Annotated in this window: 20 protein-coding genes; 6 read left to right on the top strand and 14 right to left on the bottom strand. The window is 72.4% G+C overall.

The features are described from left to right. Positions 1–15 precede the first annotated feature (15 nt). From trpC to OGL89_RS07175, 12 genes are all read right to left on the bottom strand, one after another. On the bottom strand, positions 16–831 hold the full coding sequence (trpC, locus tag OGL89_RS07230; protein WP_263119241.1) for an indole-3-glycerol phosphate synthase TrpC: 816 nt from the start codon (positions 829–831) through the stop codon (positions 16–18). Positions 832–923: 92 nt separating this feature from the next. Next, a complete protein-coding gene (locus OGL89_RS07225; RefSeq protein WP_263119240.1) occupies positions 924–1,172 on the bottom strand; it encodes an HGxxPAAW family protein in 249 nt (82 codons plus the stop codon). Between the two features lie 122 nt (positions 1,173–1,294). Further along, the gene (locus tag OGL89_RS07220; protein WP_263119239.1) at positions 1,295–2,146 is read right to left on the bottom strand and encodes a DUF4190 domain-containing protein; all 852 of its coding nucleotides are present in this window, start codon (positions 2,144–2,146) and stop codon (positions 1,295–1,297) included. A gap of 69 nt (positions 2,147–2,215) precedes the next feature. Beyond that, entirely contained in the window at positions 2,216–2,668 is a 453-nt protein-coding gene (locus tag OGL89_RS07215; protein WP_263119238.1) for a DUF2752 domain-containing protein, read from the bottom strand. Positions 2,669–2,673: 5 nt separating this feature from the next. After that, a complete protein-coding gene (locus OGL89_RS07210) occupies positions 2,674–3,162 on the bottom strand; it encodes a DUF4190 domain-containing protein (RefSeq protein WP_263119237.1) in 489 nt (162 codons plus the stop codon). Positions 3,163–3,258: 96 nt separating this feature from the next. Further along, a complete protein-coding gene (locus OGL89_RS07205) occupies positions 3,259–3,840 on the bottom strand; it encodes a Trp biosynthesis-associated membrane protein (RefSeq protein WP_263119236.1) in 582 nt (193 codons plus the stop codon). Beyond that, a complete protein-coding gene (locus tag OGL89_RS07200) occupies positions 3,837–5,381 on the bottom strand; it encodes an anthranilate synthase component I (RefSeq protein ID WP_263119235.1) in 1,545 nt (514 codons plus the stop codon). The genes OGL89_RS07205 and OGL89_RS07200 overlap by 4 nt, the downstream gene beginning before the upstream one ends. Further along, entirely contained in the window at positions 5,378–5,761 is a 384-nt protein-coding gene (gene hisI, locus OGL89_RS07195; protein ID WP_263119280.1) for a phosphoribosyl-AMP cyclohydrolase, read from the bottom strand. The genes OGL89_RS07200 and hisI overlap by 4 nt, the downstream gene beginning before the upstream one ends. Before the next feature lie 15 nt (positions 5,762–5,776). Continuing rightward, a complete protein-coding gene (locus OGL89_RS07190; protein ID WP_263119234.1) occupies positions 5,777–7,579 on the bottom strand; it encodes an ABC transporter ATP-binding protein in 1,803 nt (600 codons plus the stop codon). After that, positions 7,576–9,411: an ABC transporter ATP-binding protein gene (locus OGL89_RS07185; protein ID WP_263119233.1), complete on the bottom strand. Its 1,836-nt coding sequence runs from the start codon at positions 9,409–9,411 to the stop codon at positions 7,576–7,578. The genes OGL89_RS07190 and OGL89_RS07185 overlap by 4 nt, the downstream gene beginning before the upstream one ends. Positions 9,412–9,579: 168 nt before the next feature. Beyond that, positions 9,580–11,082 carry a 30S ribosomal protein S1 gene (gene rpsA / locus OGL89_RS07180; RefSeq protein WP_263119232.1) on the bottom strand — a complete coding sequence of 501 codons (1,503 nt, stop codon included), beginning with the start codon at positions 11,080–11,082 and terminating at the stop codon, positions 9,580–9,582. A gap of 179 nt (positions 11,083–11,261) precedes the next feature. After that, a complete protein-coding gene (locus OGL89_RS07175; protein WP_263119231.1) occupies positions 11,262–12,287 on the bottom strand; it encodes an ATP-dependent 6-phosphofructokinase in 1,026 nt (341 codons plus the stop codon). Between the two features lie 158 nt (positions 12,288–12,445). Between OGL89_RS07175 and OGL89_RS07170 the strand changes: the two genes are divergently transcribed. Then, positions 12,446–13,228 carry a class I SAM-dependent methyltransferase gene (locus OGL89_RS07170; RefSeq protein ID WP_263119279.1) on the top strand — a complete coding sequence of 261 codons (783 nt, stop codon included), beginning with the start codon at positions 12,446–12,448 and terminating at the stop codon, positions 13,226–13,228. Positions 13,229–13,327: 99 nt separating this feature from the next. Here OGL89_RS07170 and polA read toward each other — a convergent pair whose 3' ends face one another. Further along, positions 13,328–16,051 carry a DNA polymerase I gene (gene polA / locus OGL89_RS07165; RefSeq protein WP_263119230.1) on the bottom strand — a complete coding sequence of 908 codons (2,724 nt, stop codon included), beginning with the start codon at positions 16,049–16,051 and terminating at the stop codon, positions 13,328–13,330. Between polA and OGL89_RS07160 the strand changes: the two genes are divergently transcribed. Next, a complete protein-coding gene (locus tag OGL89_RS07160) occupies positions 16,050–16,469 on the top strand; it encodes a hotdog fold thioesterase (protein WP_263119229.1) in 420 nt (139 codons plus the stop codon). The two genes, polA and OGL89_RS07160, sit on opposite strands and share 2 nt — an antisense overlap. On the opposite strand, the gene OGL89_RS07155 is transcribed toward OGL89_RS07160, so the two are convergent. Beyond that, positions 16,379–17,083 carry a GNAT family N-acetyltransferase gene (locus tag OGL89_RS07155; RefSeq protein ID WP_263119228.1) on the bottom strand — a complete coding sequence of 235 codons (705 nt, stop codon included), beginning with the start codon at positions 17,081–17,083 and terminating at the stop codon, positions 16,379–16,381. The two genes, OGL89_RS07160 and OGL89_RS07155, sit on opposite strands and share 91 nt — an antisense overlap. Before the next feature lie 340 nt (positions 17,084–17,423). Between OGL89_RS07155 and OGL89_RS07150 the strand changes: the two genes are divergently transcribed. Genes OGL89_RS07150 through OGL89_RS07135 form a run of 4 tightly spaced genes read left to right on the top strand, consistent with a single transcriptional unit; the run spans position 17,424 to position 21,678 of the window. After that, a complete protein-coding gene (locus tag OGL89_RS07150) occupies positions 17,424–18,836 on the top strand; it encodes a branched-chain amino acid ABC transporter permease (RefSeq protein WP_263119227.1) in 1,413 nt (470 codons plus the stop codon). Between the two features lie 10 nt (positions 18,837–18,846). Next, positions 18,847–19,833, top strand: coding sequence for a branched-chain amino acid ABC transporter permease (locus OGL89_RS07145; protein WP_263119226.1), 987 nt, complete (start codon positions 18,847–18,849; stop codon positions 19,831–19,833). Continuing rightward, positions 19,823–20,770 carry an ABC transporter ATP-binding protein gene (locus OGL89_RS07140; protein ID WP_263119225.1) on the top strand — a complete coding sequence of 316 codons (948 nt, stop codon included), beginning with the start codon at positions 19,823–19,825 and terminating at the stop codon, positions 20,768–20,770. The genes OGL89_RS07145 and OGL89_RS07140 overlap by 11 nt, the downstream gene beginning before the upstream one ends. After that, positions 20,767–21,678, top strand: coding sequence for an ABC transporter ATP-binding protein (locus tag OGL89_RS07135; protein WP_263119224.1), 912 nt, complete (start codon positions 20,767–20,769; stop codon positions 21,676–21,678). The genes OGL89_RS07140 and OGL89_RS07135 overlap by 4 nt, the downstream gene beginning before the upstream one ends. Positions 21,679–21,748 lie beyond the last annotated feature (70 nt).

Genomic DNA, 21,748 nt, shown 5'->3' with positions numbered 1-21,748 from the left:
CCTCTCGGGAAGTGCTTACTGGCGGACGGCGCGGAGCGACGGGTGCGCCCCCGCGGCGACCAGATCCGCCACCGACTGCCGGGGGGCGTCGTCGGTGACCAGGGCCTCGCCGACCAGCACCGCGTCGGCACCGGCCCGGGCGTAGTCCATGACGTCGTGCGGCCCGCGGACCCCGGACTCGGCGATCCGGACCACGTCGCTCGGGATGGAGGGCGCGACCTTGGCGAAGGTGCCGCGGTCGACCTCCAGGGTCTTGAGGTCGCGGGCGTTCACGCCGACCACGCGGGCACCGGCGTCCACCGCGCGCAGCACCTCCTCGGAGTCGTGCACCTCGACCAGGGCGGTCATGCCCAACGAGTGCACCCGCTCCACCAGGGAGGTCAGCACGGTCTGCTCCAGCGCGGCCACGATGAGCAGGACCAGGTCCGCGCCGTGCGCCCGCGCCTCCCACACCTGGTAGGGCGTGACGACGAAGTCCTTGCGCAGCACCGGGATGTCCACCGCGGCGCGCACGCTGTCCAGGTCGGCGAGACTGCCCTTGAAACGGCGCTGCTCGGTGAGCACCGAGATGACGGACGCGCCGCCCTTCTCGTACTCGGCGGCCAGCGCGGCGGGGTCGGTGATGGTGGCCAGCGCGCCCTTGCTCGGGCTGGATCGCTTGACCTCCGCGATCACGGTCACCGCGTCGGCCAGCCGGAGCCGGGAGACGCACTCCACCGCACCGCGGACGTGCGACGCCCGTTCCTTCAGCTCGTCCAGGGACGTCGCGGACTGGCGCACGGCCAGGTCCTCACGGACCCCGGCCACGATGTCGTCGAGAACAGTTGCCATCGGACGTCTCCCCACTTCGGCGGCGGCTCCGTCATCGTAGAGCCGCCGAGCGGATGCGCTGACCACCCGCCCACCTGGTGAGCGGGCGGCGACTAGTGGTGGCCGTGCGTCGGCGTGTGCTTGCCGCCCTGGCCGAAGCCCGCCGCGCGCAGCACGATGCCCACGACCACGCCGGCCACCGCCACGGCCAAACCGGCCCAGACCAGCCAGACCAAGGAGAAGATCATCGCCAGAGCGGCCACCGTGAACCCGGCGACCACCGTGTAGGTGACCGTCCAGGCGGCGACGGTGCGCCCGTGGTTGGTCGGCGGAGCCACCGGCGGGAGACGCAGCGCCTCCATCCGCGGACCCTGTGCGGTGACGGCGACGCCACCCCGGGGGCTTTCAGTTCGCTGCGGCTGACCGGCCATCGTGTCCCAGCACCTTTCTGACGGAATGTCGCCAACCCTAACGGACGGTCGGCTCAGTACGTGTTCCAGGCGTCCAGGAAGCCGCGCGTGAAGCTCAGGATGAAGACCAGCACGCTCAGGGCCGCGCCGACATAGCCGAGCACCAGGCCCCAGACGGCCATTCCACGATTGTTCGACTCGCCGCGCTCGGCCGCCTTCAGGCTCAGGTGCCCGGTCACGACCGCGCCGGCCGACGCCAGGAACGGGCACAGGGCCCAGAACGCGACCACGCCGATGATGCCGAGCAGCAGCGACCAGATCGCGAGCGAGTTCTTGGGGTAGGTGACGACCGGGGCGTAGGAGCCCGGGGCCACGTAGCCGGTGGGTTGACCGTAGGGCGTCGGTTGACCGTACGGCGCGGTCTGACCGTAGGTGGGCTGACCGTAGGCCGGCTGGCCGTACGGCTGCTGGCCGTAGGCACTCGCGGGCGGGACCGAGCCGGTGGGCTGCTGGCCGTAGCCGCCGTACGGGGACTGCTGGCCGTAGGGGTCGGGGGCCGCGCCGTAGGACGGGGACTGGCCGTAGGGGTCGGGGGCCGCACCGTAGGACGGGGACTGACCGTAGCGATCCGGCGCCGCGCCGTAGGGTTGCTGCGGCTGGCCGGACGGCTGCGCCCGGCCGTAGGGGTCGAGCGCGGCGTCGGCCTGCGGCGGGGCGAACCGGTCGGGCGCGGCGGCGTCGGCCCGCGGCGGGGCGAACCGGTCGGGGGCGGACGCCGAGGGCTGCTGTCCGTACGGGTCGACGGCGGGCACGTCCGGAGACAGCCCGGGGACGCCGTCCGCCGACTGCGCGGACGTCTCGGACCGGTCCGCCGCGTCCGGATCGGCCGGGCGGTTCGCGTCCTGCGGGTCGTACGGGGTGGACATGCTGCTCCTCGCGCCGGGATGTGGGTCGGAGGTCACCGTAACGCGCGCTCGCGGGCCACCGGGGGACGATCACCCGGGTGGCGCCAGGACCCCTGACCAGGCGGGCACGTTGCGAGCCACGCCGTAGACCAGCAACAGGACCAGGGCGACGACGTACCACCGGTCCTGGATCCCGAGATCTGCCCGCCGACCCCGGCTCCGCAGCCAGGCCCAGCGCGCCCAGAGGCCGACGACGACCGGGACGAGCAGGACCCAGACCGGGTTCATCGCCCAGGCACCCGCGAGGTCCCCGGTCAGCAGGTCGTGCGTCGCCCGTAGTCCGCCGCACGCCGGGCAGTACCACCCGGTGAGCGCGTACAGCGGGCAGGCGCCCCACGACCCGGACCGGTTCGGGTCGCGCAGCACCAGGGCGAGCCCGGCCGCACCGACCGCCGCGCCGGACAGCAGCGGGACCCGGGCCGAGCGCAGGCGGGCGACGGCCCCCGAGGGAGCCGTCGCCCGCGTGTGCTGCTCGACCGTCATCGGCGTCAGGAGCTGAGGGCGTCGCCGAGGGCTCCGGTGATGCCGAGGATGATGCCGAGGATCAGCAGGCCGATCCCGATCCAGCCCATCACGACACCCGCGGTCGCCAGACCGCCGTTGTTCGCCTCGCCGCGCGCGACCGCCTTCTTGGCGTTCCCGCCGACGATGATCGCGGCGATACCGGCGGGAGCGCAGATCACCAGGCTCACGATGCCGAGCACCAGGGCCCAGACGCCGAGGGTGTTCTTCGGGTAGCCGTACATCGGGGTCTGCGCGTACGGCTGACCGGCCGGGTACTGCGGGTAGCCACCCGCCGCCGGGTCCTGCGGCGCACCGTACTGGCCGTACTGCGGCGTCTGGCCGGCGTCCGGGGCCTGCCCGTAGGAGGGGGTCTCCCCGTAGGACGGGGTCTGGCCGTACTGCGGCGCGCCGGAGTCTCCGGTGCTGCCGTCACCGGGCTGGTACGGGTCCTGCGGCTGGTTCGGGGTGGACATCACGTCTCCTCGCGGCTGATGTGCGTGGTCAAAGCACCACAATCGCCCGAAAGGCTACCGGTGTTGGCATCTCGTGCACAGTGAACGCTCAGTCGATCAGGTGGGATCGTCACCCCGGCCGAGGGCGTCCCAGGTGGCCCGCTCGTCGTCCTCGGCGGGTTCGGCCCGCTCCGGGGTCGTCGACTCCGCTCCGGCCCGCTCGTGCCGGGAGGAAGGCGCGGCCCAGTGCGCGGAGGCGCGCACCAGCAGCACCGCGGCGACGAGCACCAGGACCCCGAGCCCGACCGCGGCCCACGGCCAGGCGGTCACCGTGACGTCGCCGTCCAGCACGCCGACCCCGGTGAGGTCCGCCGCGGCCTGACGTGCCCGGTCCACCGCACCGGAACGGGCGCCCAGGGCGCCGACCACCACCAGCACACCGCCCGCGGCGACCACCACGGAGACCACCCAACGACCGATCCTGCCGACCAGCCCGAGGGCGATCGCGGCGGCGGCCAGGACCAGCGACGCGCCGATCACGCCCGGCGCCGCCGCTGCGCCGGTGACCCGGACCGCGACGGTGCCGATCACCGGGCCGGTGGCGGTGGCCGTGAGCCAGGCCGGCAGGGTGACCGCGCCACAGAGTCCGGCCAGGACGAGCAGCAGCAGCACCCAGGGGCCGCGACGGGTGGGGTTCACGGCGTCACCGGCCGCAGCCGGGCGGCGATCTGCACCGCCCGGACGGCGGCGGCCGCCTTGTTGCGGGACTCCTCGTACTCCAGGGCCGGCACCGAGTCGGCGACGATCCCGCCGCCGGCCTGGACGCTGGCCCGGCCGTCCCGGATCAGCGCGGTCCGGATCGCGATCGCCATGTCCATGTTCCCGGCGAAGTCGAAGTAGCCGACCGTGCCGCCGTAGATGCCGCGCCGGGCCGGTTCGATCTCGTCGATCAGCGCGATCGCGCGGGGCTTGGGCGCACCGGAGAGCGTGCCCGCCGGGAAGGTCGCGGTGAGCGTGCCGAGCGCCGTCGCCCCCTCCCGGAGCTCGCCGGTCACGGTGGAGCAGATGTGCATGATGTGGCTGTACCGGTGCACCTGCATGAACTCGGCGACCTCGACGGTGGCCGGCACGCAGACCTTGACCATGTCGTTGCGGGACAGGTCGACCAGCATCAGGTGCTCGGCGCGCTCCTTGGGATCGGCCATCAGCTCGTCGTGCAGCCGCCGGTCCTCTTCGGGGGTGGCGCCGCGCGGGCGCGAACCGGCGATCGGGAACGTCGTGACGTGCCCGTCGGCCACCTTGACCAGGGTCTCCGGGCTGGAGCCGACCACCGCGAAGTCCCGGCCGGACGCGTCCTGCAGCTGCAGGTAGTACATGTACGGGCTCGGGTTGATGGTGCGCAGCACGCGATAGACGTCCAGCGGGTCGGCCGGGCAGTCCAGGTCCAGGCGCTGGGAGATCACGACCTGGAACACGTCGCCGTCCCGGATCGCGACCTGACCGGCACGCACCGCGTCCTCGAAGTCGGACCGCGTGGTGCGGAACTCCAGCTCCGGGGTCGGGGCGTCCTCGGCGAGCTGGGCGACGGCCGGTGCGGTACCGGACAGCAGCTGCCGCTCCATCGCGTCCAACCGGGCCACGGCGTCGGCGTGCGCCTCGTCCACCCGCTCGTCGGTGCCGTCGAAGTTGATCGCGTTCGCCACCAGCCAGACCGAGCCGTCGCGGTGGTCGGTGACCGCGAGGTCGCTGGCCAGGCAGAGCGACAGCTCCGGCACGTCCAGCTCGTCGGGGGCGGCAGCGGGCAGGGTGGGCTCCCAGTGCCGGACGATGTCCCAGCCGAGCGCGCCGACCAGTCCTCCGGTCAGCGGCGGCAGCCCGGGGACCTCGGGGGTGCGCAGCACGTCCAGGGTGCGGCCGAGGACGTCCAGGACATCGCCCTCGGTGGGCACCCCGGCGGGCACGTCGCCGAGCCAGGTCGCGCGGCCGTCGCGGACGGTCAGGGTGGCACGGGAACGGACTCCGACGAACGACCAGTGCGACCAGGTGCCGTCCTGTTCCGCGGACTCCAGGATGAAGGTGCCCGGACGGCCCTGCGCCAGGGTGCGGTACAGCCCGACCGGGGTCGTGTCGTCGGCGAGCAGCCGGCGGACCACCGGGATCACCCGGCGTTCGGCGGCCAGCTCGCGGAAGTCGGCCAGCGTCGGCCAGGTCCGGCCCCAGGGCACCTCGACGGCGGTCATGCCCGCTCCCCCACGATCGCGCCCAGGTCGCCCCCGGCCTCGAAGCACGTCCGGCTGCCGGTGTGGCAGGCCGCGCCGATCTGGTCGACCCGGACCAGCAGGGCGTCGCCGTCGCAGTCCAGCTCGACCGACTTCACGTACTGGGCGTGCCCGGAGGTGTCGCCCTTGCGCCAGTACTCCCCGCGGGACCGGCTCCAGAACACCACGCGACCGCCGGTCAGCGTGCGGTGCAGGGCCTCGTCGTCCATCCAGCCGAGCATGAGCACCTCACCGGTGTCGTGCTGCTGGATCACGGCGGCGACCAGTCCGGCGTCGTCGCGCTTGAGACGCGCGGCGATGGTCGGGTCGAGAGTCGCGGTGCTGTCGTTCACACGGGTGATCCTTTCATGGGCCGATCAGCGGGTCTGCGCGACCCAGGCGGCGTGCATCGAGGCGTACACCCCGTCGTCCGCCACCAGCTCCTCGTGCGGGCCGAACTCGACCACCTGTCCGGCGTCGACCACCACCACCAGATCGGCGGCCTCGGCGGTGGACAACCGGTGCGCGATGGTCAGGGTGGAGCGCCCGGTGGTCAGGGAGTCGAGCGCGCGGGCGATCCGGACCTCGGTGGCGGGATCCACCGCGGAGGTGGCCTCGTCCAGCACCAGCAGGTCGGCGTCCGCGAGGTAGGCACGGGCCAGGGCCACCAGCTGCCGCTCCCCCGCCGACAACGACTCGCCGCGCTGCCCGACCGGCGTGTCCAGCCCGGCGGGCAGTTCGTTCACCCAGCCGGTCAGCCCCAGCTCGTCCAGCGCCGACAGCAGGGCACCCCGGTCGGGGGCGGCCCCGTCGCGCAGCCCGTAGGCCAGGTTCTCCGCCAGGGTCGCGTCGAAGAGGAAGCCCTCTTGCGGGACCATGACGACCCGTCGGCGCAGGTCCTCGGTCCGGATCTGCCGCAGGTCCACGCCGTCCAGGCGCACCGCGCCGTCCACCGGGTCCATCAGCCGGGTGACCAGCTTGGCGATGGTGGTCTTGCCGGAGCCGGTCGCACCGACCACGGCCACCGAGCGCCCCGCGGGCAGCTCCAGGTCGACGTCGTGCAGCACGGTCGGACCGCTGGGGTAGGCGAACCGCACGCCGTCCAGCCGCACCTCGGCGGGACCGCGGGGCGAGGGCACGCCGGCCGGGCCCGGGTCGGCGACCTGCACCGGCGTGTCGATGATGCCGAGCACCCGGCGCCAGCCCGCCACCGCGTTCTGCAGCTCGTTCAGCACCTCGGTGGCCTGCTGCACCGGTCCGGTGAACAACTGCACCAGGAACAGGAAGGCCAGCAGCTTGCCCGCGGTCAGCGCGCCGCCGATGCCCAGATGGGTGCCGACCACCACGACGACGGCCAGCACCAGGTTCGCGACCAGCACGCCGGAGGAGAACACCACGGACACGGTGTTCTGGGCCCGGACCTGGGCGTTCCGGGTGTCGCCGACCCGGGCGTCGATCGTGCGCTGGGTGCGGGCCTGCACCCCGTACGCCCGGATGGTCTCGGCGCCGACCACGGACTCGGAGACCGCGCCGAGCATCGCGCCGACCCGCTCCCGGACCCGGGTGTACGCCCGGTTGACCTTCTTCTGCAGCGGGTGCAGGGCGACGGCCAGCGGCAGGAAGCAGACCCAGACCAGCACGGCGAGCTGCCAGGAGTAGACCAGCATCAGCACCGTCGCCACGCCGACCTGCAGCACCGAGACCACCAGCATGATGCCGCCCCACTGCACGAACAGGGAGATGGTGTCGACGTCGCTGGTCACCCGGGAGACCAGGGACCCCCGGCGCTCGGTGTTCTGGGTCAGCACCGACAGGTCGTGCACGTGCCGGAACGCCCGGACCCGCAGCTCGGCGAGCCCGGCCTCGGAGGCCCGGAACAGCCGGATGTTGACCGCCGCGGAGCACAGGCCGCCGAGCACCAGGGCCAGCACGGCGCCCGCCGCGAGCCACAGCACCCGGTGCACGTCCGGGCCGCCGTCGGCGAGGATCCCGGAGTCGATCGTCTGCTGCACCGCGATCGGCACCACCACCTTGCCGCCGGCGGCCAGCACCGCGAGCAGCAGGGTGATCCCGATGCCGCGCACCAGCTGCGGGGACACCTGGACACCCCGTCGCAGGGTGCCGAGCACGCCGAGCTGCTCGGTGTCGCCCAGCGTGTGGCCGCGCTCCTGGGCGCTCATCGCTCGTCCCCCGCCATCGCCTCGTCGTCCAGTGCGTCGGCGCGGGCCTCGGCCCGGCGCTCGGATTCCTGCTCGTACGCGGTCGCCAGCGCCCGGTAGCCGGGGTCGCGTGCCAGCAGCTCGCCGTGGGTGCCGTGGTCGACCACCCGGCCGCCCTCCAGGTGCAGCACCTCGTCCGCCAGCGCGACCGAGCTCATCCGGTAGGCGACCAGGAGCACGGTGGGGCCCGCGCCGTCGGTGTGCGAGCGCAGCCCGGAGAGGATGTCCCGCTCCACCCGCGGGTCCACCGCGCTCGTCGCGTCGTCCAGGATCAGCAGTCGCGGCCGCCGGACCAGCGCCCGGGCGATCGCCAGCCGCTGGCGCTGCCCCCCGGACAGGTTCGATCCGCGTTCGCCCAGCGGTGCGTCCAGGCCGCCGGGCAGGTCGCAGACCACGCCGTCGACCCGCGCCAGGCGCAGCGCGTCCCACACCTGGTCGTCGGTGGGCGCGCCGGACTCGCCGGGATCGGCCAGCGAGACGTTGCCCCGCACGGTGTCCTCGAAAATGAAGGTCTGCTGCCCGACCAGCACCACCTGGGCGGTCAGGTCGTCCGCGGCCAGGTCCCGCACGTCCGTCCCGTCGACCTCGATCCGGCCGGTGGTCGGGTCGGAGAGCCGCGGCACCAGGGACACCAGGGTGGTCTTGCCCGCACCGGTCGAGCCGACCAGCGCCACCACCCGCCCGGGGGCGATGTCGACGTCCACCCCGCGCAGGATCGGCACCGGTCCGGCCGGGCCGGGCACCTCGACGCCGACGCCGGTCATCCGCAGGGCGGCGCCCTGTGCGGTCCGGGTCAGCGGCGTGAAGCCGAGGGCCAGCTCGCCCTCGGCGTCGACCACCCGCGCCAGCCGCTCCTGGCCGACCAGGGCGCGCGGCAGGTCGCCGAGCACCCAGCCGAACGCCCGCACGGGCACCGCCATCAGGGTCAGCAGGTACGCGGCGGAGACCACGTCGCCGGTGTCGACCGCGCCGGTGCTGGCCCGCCAGACGCCGACCATCAGCACCAGCACGGAGCCCAGGCTGGGCAGCATGTCGATCACCGGGTCGAAGTACGCCCGGACCACGCCCACCCGGACGTTCGCCGCCCGCAGCTGGTCGGTCCGGTCGGCGAACCGGCGCTCCTCGCGGTCCTCGGTGCCCAGCGACTTGACCAGCAGTGCGGCCTCGAAGGACTCGTGGGCGTTGTCGGCGACGTCCGCGCGGAGTTCCTGCGCCCGGGTGACCGCGGGCGACATCTTGCGCTGGAAGACCACGTTCGCCAGGACGGCCAACGGCAGCACGATCAGCGCGGCCACCGCCAGGTACGGGTCGGTGGTGAACAGGGCGACCGCGGCGACCGCGATCATCACGACCACACCGAGCGCGAACGGCAGCGGGTTGAACACGTTGGTGGCGGCCTCGACGTCGGAGGACGCGTTGGACAGCAGCTGCCCGGTGGGGTGACGGCGGTGCCAGGACATCGGCAGCTTGAGGTACTGCCGGGTGACCCCGCGACGCCACATCGCCTGCTGGTCGGAGACGCCGATCCCGGCGAACACCCGGCGCCCGGCCACCGACAGCGCCAGGGACAACGCGACCAGGGCGAGCGCTCCCCCGGCCAGCCAGATTCGTCCGCGGGCGTCGGCGTCGCCGTTCAGGGCGGGGACCACCACGGTGTCGGTCGCCCAGCCCAGCACCCGGCTGACCGCCACGGTGAACGCGCCGAAGGCCGCCGAGGTGCCGATCGCCAGGACATAGGTGCCCGGCTGGGAGGAGATCCCCCGGCCGAGCAGGAGGGCGGACCTCCGGGTCACCGATCCGGTCAGCGTGGCGGGACGGCGTGGGGTGGAGCGGGGTGGCACGACAGGACCTCTCGAAGCCGATCTCGGGGACTGTTCAGGATCTTCTCATGCACCTCAGACAGGCCGAGGGGCCGGCCACCCGCAGGTGACCGGCCCCTCGGACCGTGATGCGTGAACCGGTCAGTTGCCGGTCAGCTTCTCCCGCAGAGCAGCCAGCGCCTCGTCGGAGGCGAGGGTGCCGGTGGCCTCCTGGGCCGGAGCCGAGGAGTACGAGCTGGCGGACGAGGCGGAGGAGGAAGAGGACGAGCTCGACGAGGAGCCGGCCACCTCACCCGCGGCGGCCTCGGCGTCAGCCTTGGTCGCGTCCAGGACCTGCTTGCGGTGGGCCTCCCAGCGGGAGTGCGCCTCCGCGTACTGGCCCTCCCAGGCCTCACGCTGCGTGTCGAAGCCCTCGAGCCACTCGTTGGTGGTCGGGTCGAAGCCCTCGGGGTACTTGTAGTTCCCCTCCTCGTCGTACTCCGCGGCCATGCCGTACAGGGCCGGGTCGAAGTCCTCGGAGGTCGGGTCGAAGCCCTCGTTCGCCTGCTTCAGCGACAGCGAGATCCGGCGGCGGTCCAGGTCGATGTCGATGACCTTGACGAAGACGTCGTCGCCGACCTGCACGACCTGCTCCGGGACCTCCACGTGGCGGACGGCCAGCTCGGAGATGTGCACCAGGCCCTCGATGCCGTCCTCGACGCGCACGAACGCACCGAACGGAACGAGCTTGGTGACCTTGCCCGGGACGACCTGGCCGATGGCGTGGGTCCGGGCGAAGGCCTGCCACGGGTCCTCCTGGGTCGCCTTCAGCGACAGCGAGACCCGCTCGCGGTCGAAGTCGACGTCCAGGACCTCGACCGTGACCTCCTGGCCGACCTCGACGACCTCGGACGGGTGGTCGATGTGCTTCCAGGACAGCTCGGAGACGTGCACCAGACCGTCGACGCCACCCAGGTCCACGAAGGCACCGAAGTTGACGATGGAGGACACGACACCGGGGCGGACCTGGCCCTTCTGCAGGGTCTGCAGGAAGGTGGAGCGGACCTCGGACTGGGTCTGCTCGAGCCAGGCGCGGCGGGACAGGACCACGTTGTTGCGGTTCTTGTCCAGCTCGATGATCTTCGCCTCGATCTCCTTGCCCACGTAGGGCGCGAGGTCGCGGACACGACGCATCTCCACCAGCGAGGCGGGCAGGAAGCCGCGCAGGCCGATGTCGAGGATGAGGCCGCCCTTGACGACCTCGATGACGGTGCCGGTGACGACGCCGTCCTCCTCCTTGATCTTCTCGATCGTGCCCCAGGCGCGCTCGTACTGGGCGCGCTTCTTGGACAGGATCAGGCGACCCTCCTTGTCCTCCTTCTGGAGGACCAGGGCCTCGACCGCGTCGCCGACCTGGACGACCTCACCGGGGTCGACGTCGTGCTTGATCGACAGCTCCCGGGACGGGATGACGCCCTCGGTCTTGTAGCCGATGTCCAGCAGGACCTCGTCGCGGTCGACCTTGACGATCGTGCCCTCGACGATGTCGCCATCGTTGAAGTACTTGATGGTCGCGTCGACAGCGGCGAGGAAGTCCTCGGCGGAGCCGATGTCGTTGATCGCGACCTGGGGGGTGCCGGACTTGGCGGGGGTGGAGATGCTCATGTAGGGGTGGGCTCCGATGCGGACAGATACGTTGTGCGGACAGGAATCGGGCCGATCCGCCAGGCGGCGGTGGTCCGGGGATGATGCGGTGGTCGGCGGCGCACGGATCGAACCGCGCGGGCACGCGACACCGTCGACCATCCTACCGACGGATTTGACAACGGGTCAAAGCGGAAAACTCAGGCCAGGGCCCGCGCGACGTCCAGCAGATCGGCCGGGACGTGCTTGACCTTGCCCGCGATCTCCGACAACGGGACCAGCACGACGTCCTCGCCCCGCAGCGCGGTCATCACGTTCGTCTCGCCCCGGCTGATCGCGTCGATCGCGGCCACGCCGAACCGGCTGCCCAGGATCCGGTCCGCCGGGACCGGGGAACCGCCGCGCTGCACGTGGCCCAGCACCGTGACCCGGGTGTCGAAGCCGGTGCGCTCGGCGATCTCGTGCTTGACCCGCTCGCCGATCGCGCCGGCCACGATCTCGCCGAACTTGCCGACCGGCGCCTCGTAGGACATCGAGGTGCCCTCGGCCGGGATCGCGCCCTCGGCGACCACCACGATCGAGAAGTTGGCGTGCGCCCGGTGGCGGTGCTTGAGGAACTTGACCACCTTGTCGATGTCGAAGGGCTCCTCCGGCGCCAGGACCAGCTCGGCGCCGCCGGCGATCCCCGCGGTCACGGCGATCCAGCCCGCGGAACGGCCCATCACCTCCACGATCATCACGCGGTTGTGCGACTCGGCCGTGGTGTGCACCCGGTCGATCGCCTCGGTCGCGATCTCCACCGCGGTGTCGAAGCCGATCGAGCGGTCGGTGCCCCAGACGTCGTTGTCGATGGTCTTGGGGATGGCCACGATCTTGACGCCCGCCTCGGCGACCTTGGAGGCCGCGTGCAGGGTGCCGTCGCCGCCGATGCAGATCAGGGCCTCGATCCGCTCCGCCTCCAGGGTGGACAGCACCGCGTCGACGCCGCCGTCCGAGGAATGCGGGTGGAAGCGCGCCGTGCCCAGCAACGTGCCGCCGACCGGCAGCACGTTGCGGATGTGGTTGCGGGTGAGCGGGATGATGTCGCCGTCGACGACGCCACGCCAGCCGTTCCGGAATCCGATGATGGAGTGGCCGTACTCGCCCTCCCCACGCTTGACCACGGCCCGGATCGCGGCGTTCAGGCCCGGGACGTCGCCGCCACCGGTGAGCAGTCCGACTCGCACGCTGAAGTCTCCTTCATCAACTTGGGGAGGATTGCCCGACGCAGCGGCGCGCGGGCGTGACCAGGCTATCCGGCTCCGGTGAACGCACGGTGGGTCGAAGGTCGCGCGGCGCGCCGTGATCTACCGTCACCCGGGTGAACCCTGAACAGCCGGGCCCGATGGCCGACGCCGGATACCGCGATGTCGCCGACTCCGCCGCCACCGGGGCGGGTCGGCTCTGGTGGGACGCGAACGCCGCGGAGTACCTCGACGAGCACGGCGCGTTCCTCGGCGACGACGACTTCTGCTGGTGTCCCGAAGGGCTGCGCGAGGCCGACGCCCGCCTGCTGGGCGACGTGCGCGGACGACGGGTGCTGGAGGTCGGGTCCGGGGCGGCGCAGTGCTCCCGCTGGCTGGCCGGGCAGGGGGCGTCCGTGGTCGCGACGGACGTCTCCGGAGCGATGCTGGCGGCCGCGGCGCGGATCGGCGGCGACTTCCCGCTGGTGCAGGCCGACGCGCGGGCGCTGCCGTTCCCGGACGCGAGCTTCGACGTGGTGTTCACCGCCTACGGGGCGATCCCGTTCGTGCCGGACGCCGCGCGGGTGCACGCCGAGGCGTTCCGGGTGCTGCGACCGGGCGGGCGCTGGGTGTGCTCGGTGACGCATCCGATCCGGTGGGCGTTCCCCGACGATCCCTCCGAGCGCGGGCTGACCGCCGACCGGTCGTACTTCGACCGCCGGCCCTACGTGGAGCTCGACGCGGCGGGCCGGGTGCTCTACGCGGAGTACCACCGCACGCTGGGCGACCACCTCGCGGACCTGGTCGGAGCAGGCTTCGTGCTGGACCGGCTGGTCGAGCCGGAGTGGCCCGCCGGGCACGACCGCACCTGGGGCGGCTGGAGCCGGGTGCGCGGGGAGCGGATCCCCGGCACCGCGATCCTGGTTGCGCACCGGCCGGACTGACCCGGGCGAGCGTGCACGGACGCGGGGCTCGCGGGCCTACGGGCCGTCCTTCGTGCACCCTCGACCGGCAGCGGCCCGGCGCGGGCGATCAGTGGCGGATCAGTGGCCGGCCTCGTGCCAGGACGTCCCGACCCCGACCGAGACGTCCAGCGGGACGTCCAGCGTGTACGCCGCACCCATCTGCTCCCGGACCAGGGCCTCGACCGCGTCCCGCTCCCCCGCGGCGACCTCCAGCACGAGCTCGTCGTGCACCTGGAGCAGCATCCGGCTCTTCAGGCCCTGGGCGGTGAGCTCGCGCTGCACGCCGAGCATGGCCAGCTTGATGATGTCCGCCGCCGAGCCCTGGATCGGGGCGTTCAGGGCCATCCGTTCCGCGGACTCGCGACGGATCCGGTTGTCGCTGGTCAGGTCCGGCAGATAACGACGGCGGCCGAGGATGGTGGCGGTGTAGCCGACCCCGCGGGCCTCCTGGGCGACGGTGCCGAGGTAGTCGCGCACCCCGCCGAACCGGTGGAAGTAGTCCTCCATCAGGGCTGCGGCCTCGCCGACCGCGATGTTGAGCTGCTGGGACAGGCCGAAGGAGGACAGCCCGTACGCCAGGCCGTAGCTCATCGCCTTGATCTTGGAGCGCTGGGCGCCGGACACCTGGTCGGTCGGGACGTTGAACACCCGGGAGCCGACGTAGCTGTGCAGGTCCTCGCCGCCGCGGAACGCCTCGATCAGGCCCTCGTCGCCGGACAGGTGCGCCATGATCCGCATCTCGATCTGCGAGTAGTCGGCGGTGAGCAGCGTCTCGTACCCGGCGCCGACCACGAACGCGCGGCGGATCTGCCGGCCGGCCTCGGTGCGGATCGGGATGTTCTGCAGATTCGGGTCGGTGGAGGACAGCCGACCGGTGGCCGCGATGGTCTGCTGGAAGGTGGTGTGGATCCGCCCGTCCGGGGCGACCGACCGCAGCAGGCCCTCCACCGTCTGCCGGAGCTTGATCGCGTCCCGGTGCGCGAGCAGGGCGGCCAGGAACGGGTGCTGGGTCTTGGCGAACAGGTCGGCCAGGGCCGCGGCGTCCGTGGTGTAGCCGGTCTTGGTCTTCTTGGTCTTCGGCATGTCGAGCTGGTCGAAGAGGACCTCCTGCAGCTGCTTGGGCGAGCCGAGGTTCACCTCCCGGTCGATCGCCGCGTACGCCTCCGTGGCGGCCTGCTGGACAGTGGCGTCGTACTGCCGCTCCAGCTCGCCCAGGTAGTCGGTGTCGACGGCGATGCCGAGGTGCTCCATTCCGGCCAGCACCTGCTCCAGCGGGAGCTCGACGTCGGCCAGCAGGTGGGCGGCACCGCGGTCGTCCAGCTCGCCGGTCAGCACGTCGGCCAGGTCGAGCACGGCGGCGGCCCGGACCGCGCCCCGCTCGTGCTCCTCGGTGCCGTCCAGACCCAGGTCGAGCGCACCCTGGGCGTCGTCGTTCTTCTCCGCGGGGGTGAGCTCCCGGTGCAGGTAGGCCATCGCGAGGTCGGCCAGGTCGTAGCCCCGGCGCTCGGGCTGGCAGAGGTAGGCGCCGAGCTCGGTGTCGAAGACCACGCCGTCCAGGGCCAGGCCACGGCCGGCCAGCGCGTGCCAGGCCTCCTTCGCGGCGTGCACGAGCTTGGGCGCGGCGGCGTCGGCCAGCCACCCGGCCAGCGCGGACTCGTCGGCGGGGTCGATCCGGAGCAGGTCGTAGGCCACCGCCTCGCCGCCGGCGGACAGCGCCACCCCCCACGCGTCGCCGCCGGAGGGAGCGTGCGAGCCCTGGACGTCCAGGCCGATCCGCTGCCCGGCGTGCGCGCCGAGCCAGCCGGACAGCCCACCGGCGGCCGGGGTGACCAGCTCGGGGCCGTCGACGCCCAGCGGCTCGTCCACCGCGCCCTGCGGGTCGTCGTCGTCACCGGGGGCGACCGCGAGCAGGCGCTCGCGCAGCTGACCGCGGAACTCCAACTCCTCGAGCAGCTCCAGCACCGCGGGGCGGTCCCACGGCCGCCGAGCGAGGTCCTCCGGGCCCAGCGGGAGCTCCAGGCCGTCGACCAGACGGTTCAGCTCGCGGTTCAGCACGACCTGGTCCAGGTGGGCGCGCAGCGACTCGCCGGCCTTGCCCTTGATGTCGCCGGCCTGCGCGATCACGCCCTCGAGCCCGTCGTAGGTCGTGATCCACTTGGCGGCGGTCTTCGGGCCGACGCCGGGGACGCCGGGCAGGTTGTCCGAGGTCTCGCCGACCAGAGCGGCGATGTCCGGGTAGCGCTCCGGCGGGACGCCGTACTTCTCCTCGACGGCTGCCGGGGTCATCCGGGCCAGCTCGGAGACGCCGCGGACCGGGTAGAGCACGGTGACGTCGTCGGTGACCACCTGCAGGGCGTCCCGGTCGCCGGTGCAGACCAGCACGTCCATGCCCGCGGCCGCACCCTGCCGGGACAGCGTGGCCAGGATGTCGTCGGCCTCGTAGTCGGCCTTGGTCAGCACCGGGATGTTCATGCTGTCCAGCAGCCGGCGGATCACGTCGACCTGGCCGCGGAACGGCTCGGGCGAGGCGTCGCGGGTGGCCTTGTACTCGGGGTAGCGCTCGGTGCGGAAGGTCACGCGCCCGAGGTCGAAGGCCACCGCGACGTGGGTGGGCTGCTCGTCCCGGAGCAGGTTGGCCAGCATGGACGCGAAGCCGAACACCGCGTTGGTCGGCTGCCCGCCCACCGTGGCGAAGTTCTCCACCGGAAGGGCGAAGTAGGCGCGGTAGGCCATCGAGTGGCCGTCCACCAGCAGGAGTCGCGGTCGCGTCGCAGCAGTCACGGGTGACAACCTATCCGTCATGGCTGACACCGCGCCCACCGCCCCGACCGCCTTCCCCGAGGGCACTCTGATGACCCGGATGGGCATGACGTTGGACGAGGTCGGGGCCGACCGCACGGTGGGCCGGATGCCGGTGGCCGGGAACACCCAGCCCTTCGGCCTGCTGCACGGCGGCGCCACCGCGGCCCTGGCCGAGACGCTCGGGTCCTACGCCGCGAACGTGCACGCCGCCGAGTTCGGCCGGCAGGCGGTCGGCATCGAGCTCGGCGTGACCCACCACCGGTCGGCGACCGACGGCGAGGTGGTCGGGACCGCGACCGCACTGCACCGCGGCCGGACCCTGGCGACCTACGAGGTGGTGGTCGAGGACCCGCGCGGGCGCCGGCTCTGCACGGCCCGGCTGACCTGCATGCTGATCGAGACCAAGCCGCTGGGCTGACCCGCCGCACGGGACGGGTCCACCGCCCGTCCGGCACGGGTCCGCGAGTCGGCCCGGCCGGCGCGGGCGGCGCGACGCCGGGCGACCAGGTCGTCGATCCCCCGGGCGCGGGGACCGGACTGCTCGCCGGAGAGCTTGCGCTGCAGGGTCTCCACGCTCACCACGCGGTGCGCGGCGGCGGGGGCGAACCCGAGGCGGGACAGGAAGCGCAGCACCCCACGGGCGCCGGGCAGCGGCACCGCGTAGACCTCGACCGCGCCGACCCGTTCGGCCTCCTCGGCCACCCCGGTGAGCAGCGCGTGCCCGATGCCGCGACGACGGGCGGACTCGCCGACGTACACCGCCTCGATCGCGACGGACACCTCGTCGGTGAACAGACTGGGGCCGACCACGCGGGCGAGGACCAGACCCTGGACCTGATCGTCCAGCTCGCCGACCAGGGCGACGGCGCCCGGCTCGACGGCCAGCGCGCCGACCTGGTGGCGCAGGCGGTCGGGGTCGTCGGTGCAGAGCTGGGAGCCGAGCAGCGACTCGGCGCGGGCGGCGAGGCACAGGTCGATGACCCGCTCCACGTCATCCGGACGGGCGGGACGTACGACGGCGGCTGAACGCACGGTTCCACGACCTCCTCGATGCGATGAGTGGGTAGAGCGCTGCGCGGACGACGAGGGGCTGGGGTGGCCTCGCGCCCCGAACGGTTCCCCCCGCGTGGTGCCCCGGCATCATGGCAAACATCGGGGGTCCGTGCCTAGTCCGCCGGCCGGAAACCTCGATGTCACATCCGGTCATCCGAATCGTGACCAGAAACTCATCGGGCACAACACGACCGAAACGCGTTCGACACACGCCGTCCCTAGCGTCTGCCGGGTTCGCAGGCCCGGACGGCCGAACCGATCGTCCGATCTCGGCGGACGTGCGCGACATTCTGCCGACCACGACCGGACGGAGGACCAGGTGCGCTCAGCCGCGACCAGGGACCGTTCCACCGCCGCAGGGGTGCTGCTCGCCCTCGGTGTGCTCGTCCTCACCACACTGTTCACGCTCGTCCCCGCCCCGTCGGCCGGGGCGGCCGCCGCCGGACCCTGCGTGGCGGACGCCGCCACCGGCTGCATCAACGGGACCGTCACCACCGCCGACCGCCAGCCCGCCGTGGGCGTCGTGCTCGAGGTCGACGGACCCGGCGGCACCGTGCAGGCCAGCACGGGAACGGACGGCCGCTGGTCCGCTCCGGTCACCGCCGCGGGCCAGTACACGGTCACTCTGGACACCACCACGCTGCCGCCCGGCGAGCAGCTGCGCGATCCGTCCGGCAACCCCCGCACGGTCACCGTCGAGCTCGGGTCGTCGGCCGGGGCGCTGTTCCCGCTGGGCGAGCCGGCCGGCACCGCACCCGGCGACCAGGCCACCGACGACGCCTCGGAGCCCTCCGACGACGCCAGCTCCGACGTGGGGGCACCGGTGGGCAGCAGTGCCAGCGGCAGCTTCTCCTGGTCGCGGTTGGCGCAGCAGGCGACCAACGGACTCGTGTTCGGCGTCCTGCTGGCTCTGGCGTCGGTGGGGCTCTCGCTGATCTACGGCACGACCGGGCTGAGCAACTTCGCGCACGGCGAGCAGGTCACCCTCGGCGCGATCATGGCCTACGTCGGCTGCCAGCTCCTGCACCTGCCGCTGCTGGTGTCCGGGCTGATCGCGGTGCTGGTCGGCGCAGCCTCCGGCTGGGTGCAGGACGCGGGGCTGTGGCATCCGCTGCGCCGGCGCCGGGTCGGGATCACGCAACAGATGATCGTGACCATCGGTCTGTCGATGGCGCTGCAGTACACGTACCAGTTCTTCCTGGGCGGCGGGCAGCTGCGGATCGTCACCACCAACCCGACCATGCTGACCCTCGGGCCGGTCCGGATCACGATGACCTCGGTGGTCTCGCTGGTGCTGTCCGCGCTGGTGCTGGCCGCCGTGGCCTGGTTCCTGCTCGGCACCCGGATCGGCCGGGCCACCCGGGCGGTGTCGGACAACCCGGCGCTGGCGTCGGCCTCGGGCATCACCGTGGACCGGATCGTCCGGCTGGTCTGGGTCCTCGGGTCGTCGCTGGCCGCACTGGGCGGCGTGCTGATGGGCCTGTACTTGAACGCCACCAACTGGAACATGGGCGGCGCCCTGCTGCTGCTGATGTTCGCGGCGGTGACCCTGGGCGGGCTCGGACAGGCGTTCGGCGCGCTGGCCGGATCGATCGTGATCGGCCTGGTGGTCGAGATGTCGAACCTGGTCATCCCGAGCGACATGCGCTACGCCGGCGCGCTGCTCATCCTCATCCTCGTCCTGCTCCTGCGTCCGCAGGGCATCCTCGGCCGCGCCGAGCGGATCGGTTAGGAGCATCCCCATGGACTGGACACGCATCCTGGTCAACACGGCGGGCGAGATCTTCGCCCCCACCACCGCGGCCTACGCCTTGGCCGCCATCGGGCTGAACGTGCACTTCGGGCTCACCGGTCTGCTCAACATGGGCCAGGCCGGGTTCATGCTGATCGGCGCGTACGGCTTCGCGATCTCGACCATCGCCGGCTGGCCGCTGTGGGCCGCCGTGCTGGTCGCCCTGGCCGCGGCGGCGCTGTTCGGACTGCTGCTGGGCATCCCGACCCTGAAGCTGCGCGGCGACTACCTCGCGATCGTCACCATCGCCGCGGCCGAGATCGTCCGGCTGGTCGGGCGCTCGACCGCGCTGACCGAGCTGACCGGGGCCTCCTCCGGACTGCGCGGCAACAGCTACAAGCACACCTTCCAGGACGCCTCGCCGTTCGCGGACGGCACCGTGGCGCTCGGACCCTTCGAGTACTCGATGAACGCGTCGAACTCGTGGTGGATCCGGATCGTCGGCTGGGGGCTGGTCGCGCTGACCTGCCTGCTGATCTGGCTGCTGATCCGCTCGCCCTGGGGCCGGGTGCTCAAGGGCATCCGGGAGGACGAGGACGCGGTGCGCTCGCTGGGCAAGAACGTCTACTCGTACAAGATGCAGGCGCTGGTCCTCGGCGGGGTGATCGGCGCGCTCGCCGGGATCGTCTACGTGCTCCCCCGCGCGGTCCAGCCGGACTCGATGGGCCGCCCGATGACGTTCTTCGTCTGGACGATCCTGCTGCTGGGCGGCGCCGCCACCGTCTTCGGCCCGCTGCTCGGGTCGATCATCTTCTGGGTGTCGCTGATGTTCATCAAGTCCGTGATGCGGGTGGGCGTGCCGGAGTCGATCATGCGGACCGAGCAGATCGAGCAGTTCGGGTGGGTGATCGTCGGCGTGACCTTGATGGTGCTGGTGATCTTCCGACCTCAAGGCATCCTGGGCGACAAGAAGGAGCTGGCGATCGATGTCCGCTGACTACACCGTCCCCGAGCCGGTCCCGTTCGCGACCACCACCGCCGGACGCGACCGGGTGACCGCCGACCTGTCCCACGTGGCGCGCACACCCGGGGTGATCAAGCCCGACGCGATCGTGGTGGCCGACCAGGTGACCCGGCACTTCGGCGGCATGACCGCCGTCGACGTCGCCCATCTGGAGGTCCAGCGCGGCGCGATCACGGCGCTGATCGGCCCGAACGGGGCCGGCAAGACCACGCTGTTCAACCTGCTGACCGGATTCGACCGGCCGTCGACCGGCACCTGGTCCTTCGACAACCGCTCGCTGTCCGGGGTGTCCGCGGCCCGGGTCGCGCGCTCCGGCATGGTCCGGACCTTCCAGCTGACCAAGGCGCTCAGCCGGATGACCGTGATCGAGAACATGCGGCTCGGTGCGACCCACCAGCCCGGGGAGAACCTGTTCACCGCACTGGTCCCGCCGCTGTGGCGGGCCCGGGAGAAGGAGATCACCGAACAGGCCGAGGAACTGCTGGCCCGGTTCAAGCTGGACGCGAAGCGCGACGACTACGCCGGGTCGCTCAGCGGCGGTCAGCGCAAGCTGCTGGAGATGGCCCGGGCCCTGATGAGCCGCCCGACGATGGTGATGCTGGACGAGCCGATGGCGGGGGTGAACCCGGCCCTGACCCAGTCGCTGCTCGGGCACATCCAGTCCCTGCGCGAGGACGGCACCACGGTGCTGTTCGTCGAGCACGACATGCACATGGTCCGGCACATCTCGGACTGGGTGGTCGTGATGGCCGAGGGCCGGATCGTCGCGGAGGGCCCGCCGGAGGACGTGATGGCGGACCAGGCGGTGATCGACGCCTACCTGGGGGCGCACCACGACACCGATCTGGGCGACGACGCCCTGCTCGAGGACGGGATCGAACGGCTCGAGGCCAAGGAGCAGAACCGATGAGCGAGAGCAGCACCGCGGTCACCGCGGACACCGTCCACCGGGGCGCACCGGCCGGCGAGCCCCTGCTGGCGGCGACCGACCTGATCGCCGGCTACGTGCCCGGCGTGAACATCCTCAACGACTGCAACCTGGTCGTGCACCCCGGGGAGCTGGTCGGGATCATCGGACCGAACGGCGCGGGCAAGTCCACCCTGCTCAAGGCGCTGTTCGGCCTGGTCACGGTCCGGTCGGGCACGGTCGTGCTCTCCGGTGAGGACATCACCAACCACCGCGCCGACTCCCTGGTCCGGCGCGGGGTCGGCTTCGTGCCGCAGACCAACAACGTCTTCCCGTCGTTGTCGATCCAGGAGAACCTGGAGATGGGACTGTTCCAGGCGCCCAAGCGGTTCGCCGAGCGCTTCGAGTTCATCGTGGACCTGTTCCCGGTGCTCGGGGAGCGGCGACGCCAGCGCGCGGGATCGCTGTCCGGCGGCGAACGGCAGATGGTCGCGATGGCCCGGGCGCTGATGATGGACCCCAAGGTGCTGCTGCTCGACGAGCCCTCCGCCGGGCTGTCGCCGGTGCGCCAGGACGAGACGTTCATCCGGACCCGCAAGATCAACAAGGCCGGGGTGTCCGTGGTGATCGTCGAGCAGAACGCGCGCCGCTGCCTGCAGATCTGCGATCGGGCCTACGTGCTGGACCAGGGGTCGAACGCGTACTCCGGTCCCGGGCGGCAGCTGATGAACGACCCGAAGGTGATCGAGCTGTACCTCGGCACGCTGGCGACGGACGTGGAGTCGGCGGCCGCCTCCCGCGGCACGGGCGCTCACACCGCCGCGGTCGACCCGTCGCCGGGACAGCCGGGTGCAGCAGGGCCGACCGGGCTGACCGGGCAGCGCGGAGCGCACGAGCAGCAGCCCGACTAGCAGCCCGGTGTGTCGGCGGTCGTACACCGCCGGACGAGCCCACGGGCCGCGGTCGCCAGGGGGACGACCG

It is taken from the genome of Cellulomonas sp. RIT-PI-Y, assembly GCF_025642745.1.
Lineage (GTDB): Bacteria > Actinomycetota > Actinomycetes > Actinomycetales > Cellulomonadaceae > Cellulomonas.
The sequence above is the reverse complement of the archived record's forward strand: the minus strand, read 5'-3'. Positions and strand labels throughout refer to the sequence as shown.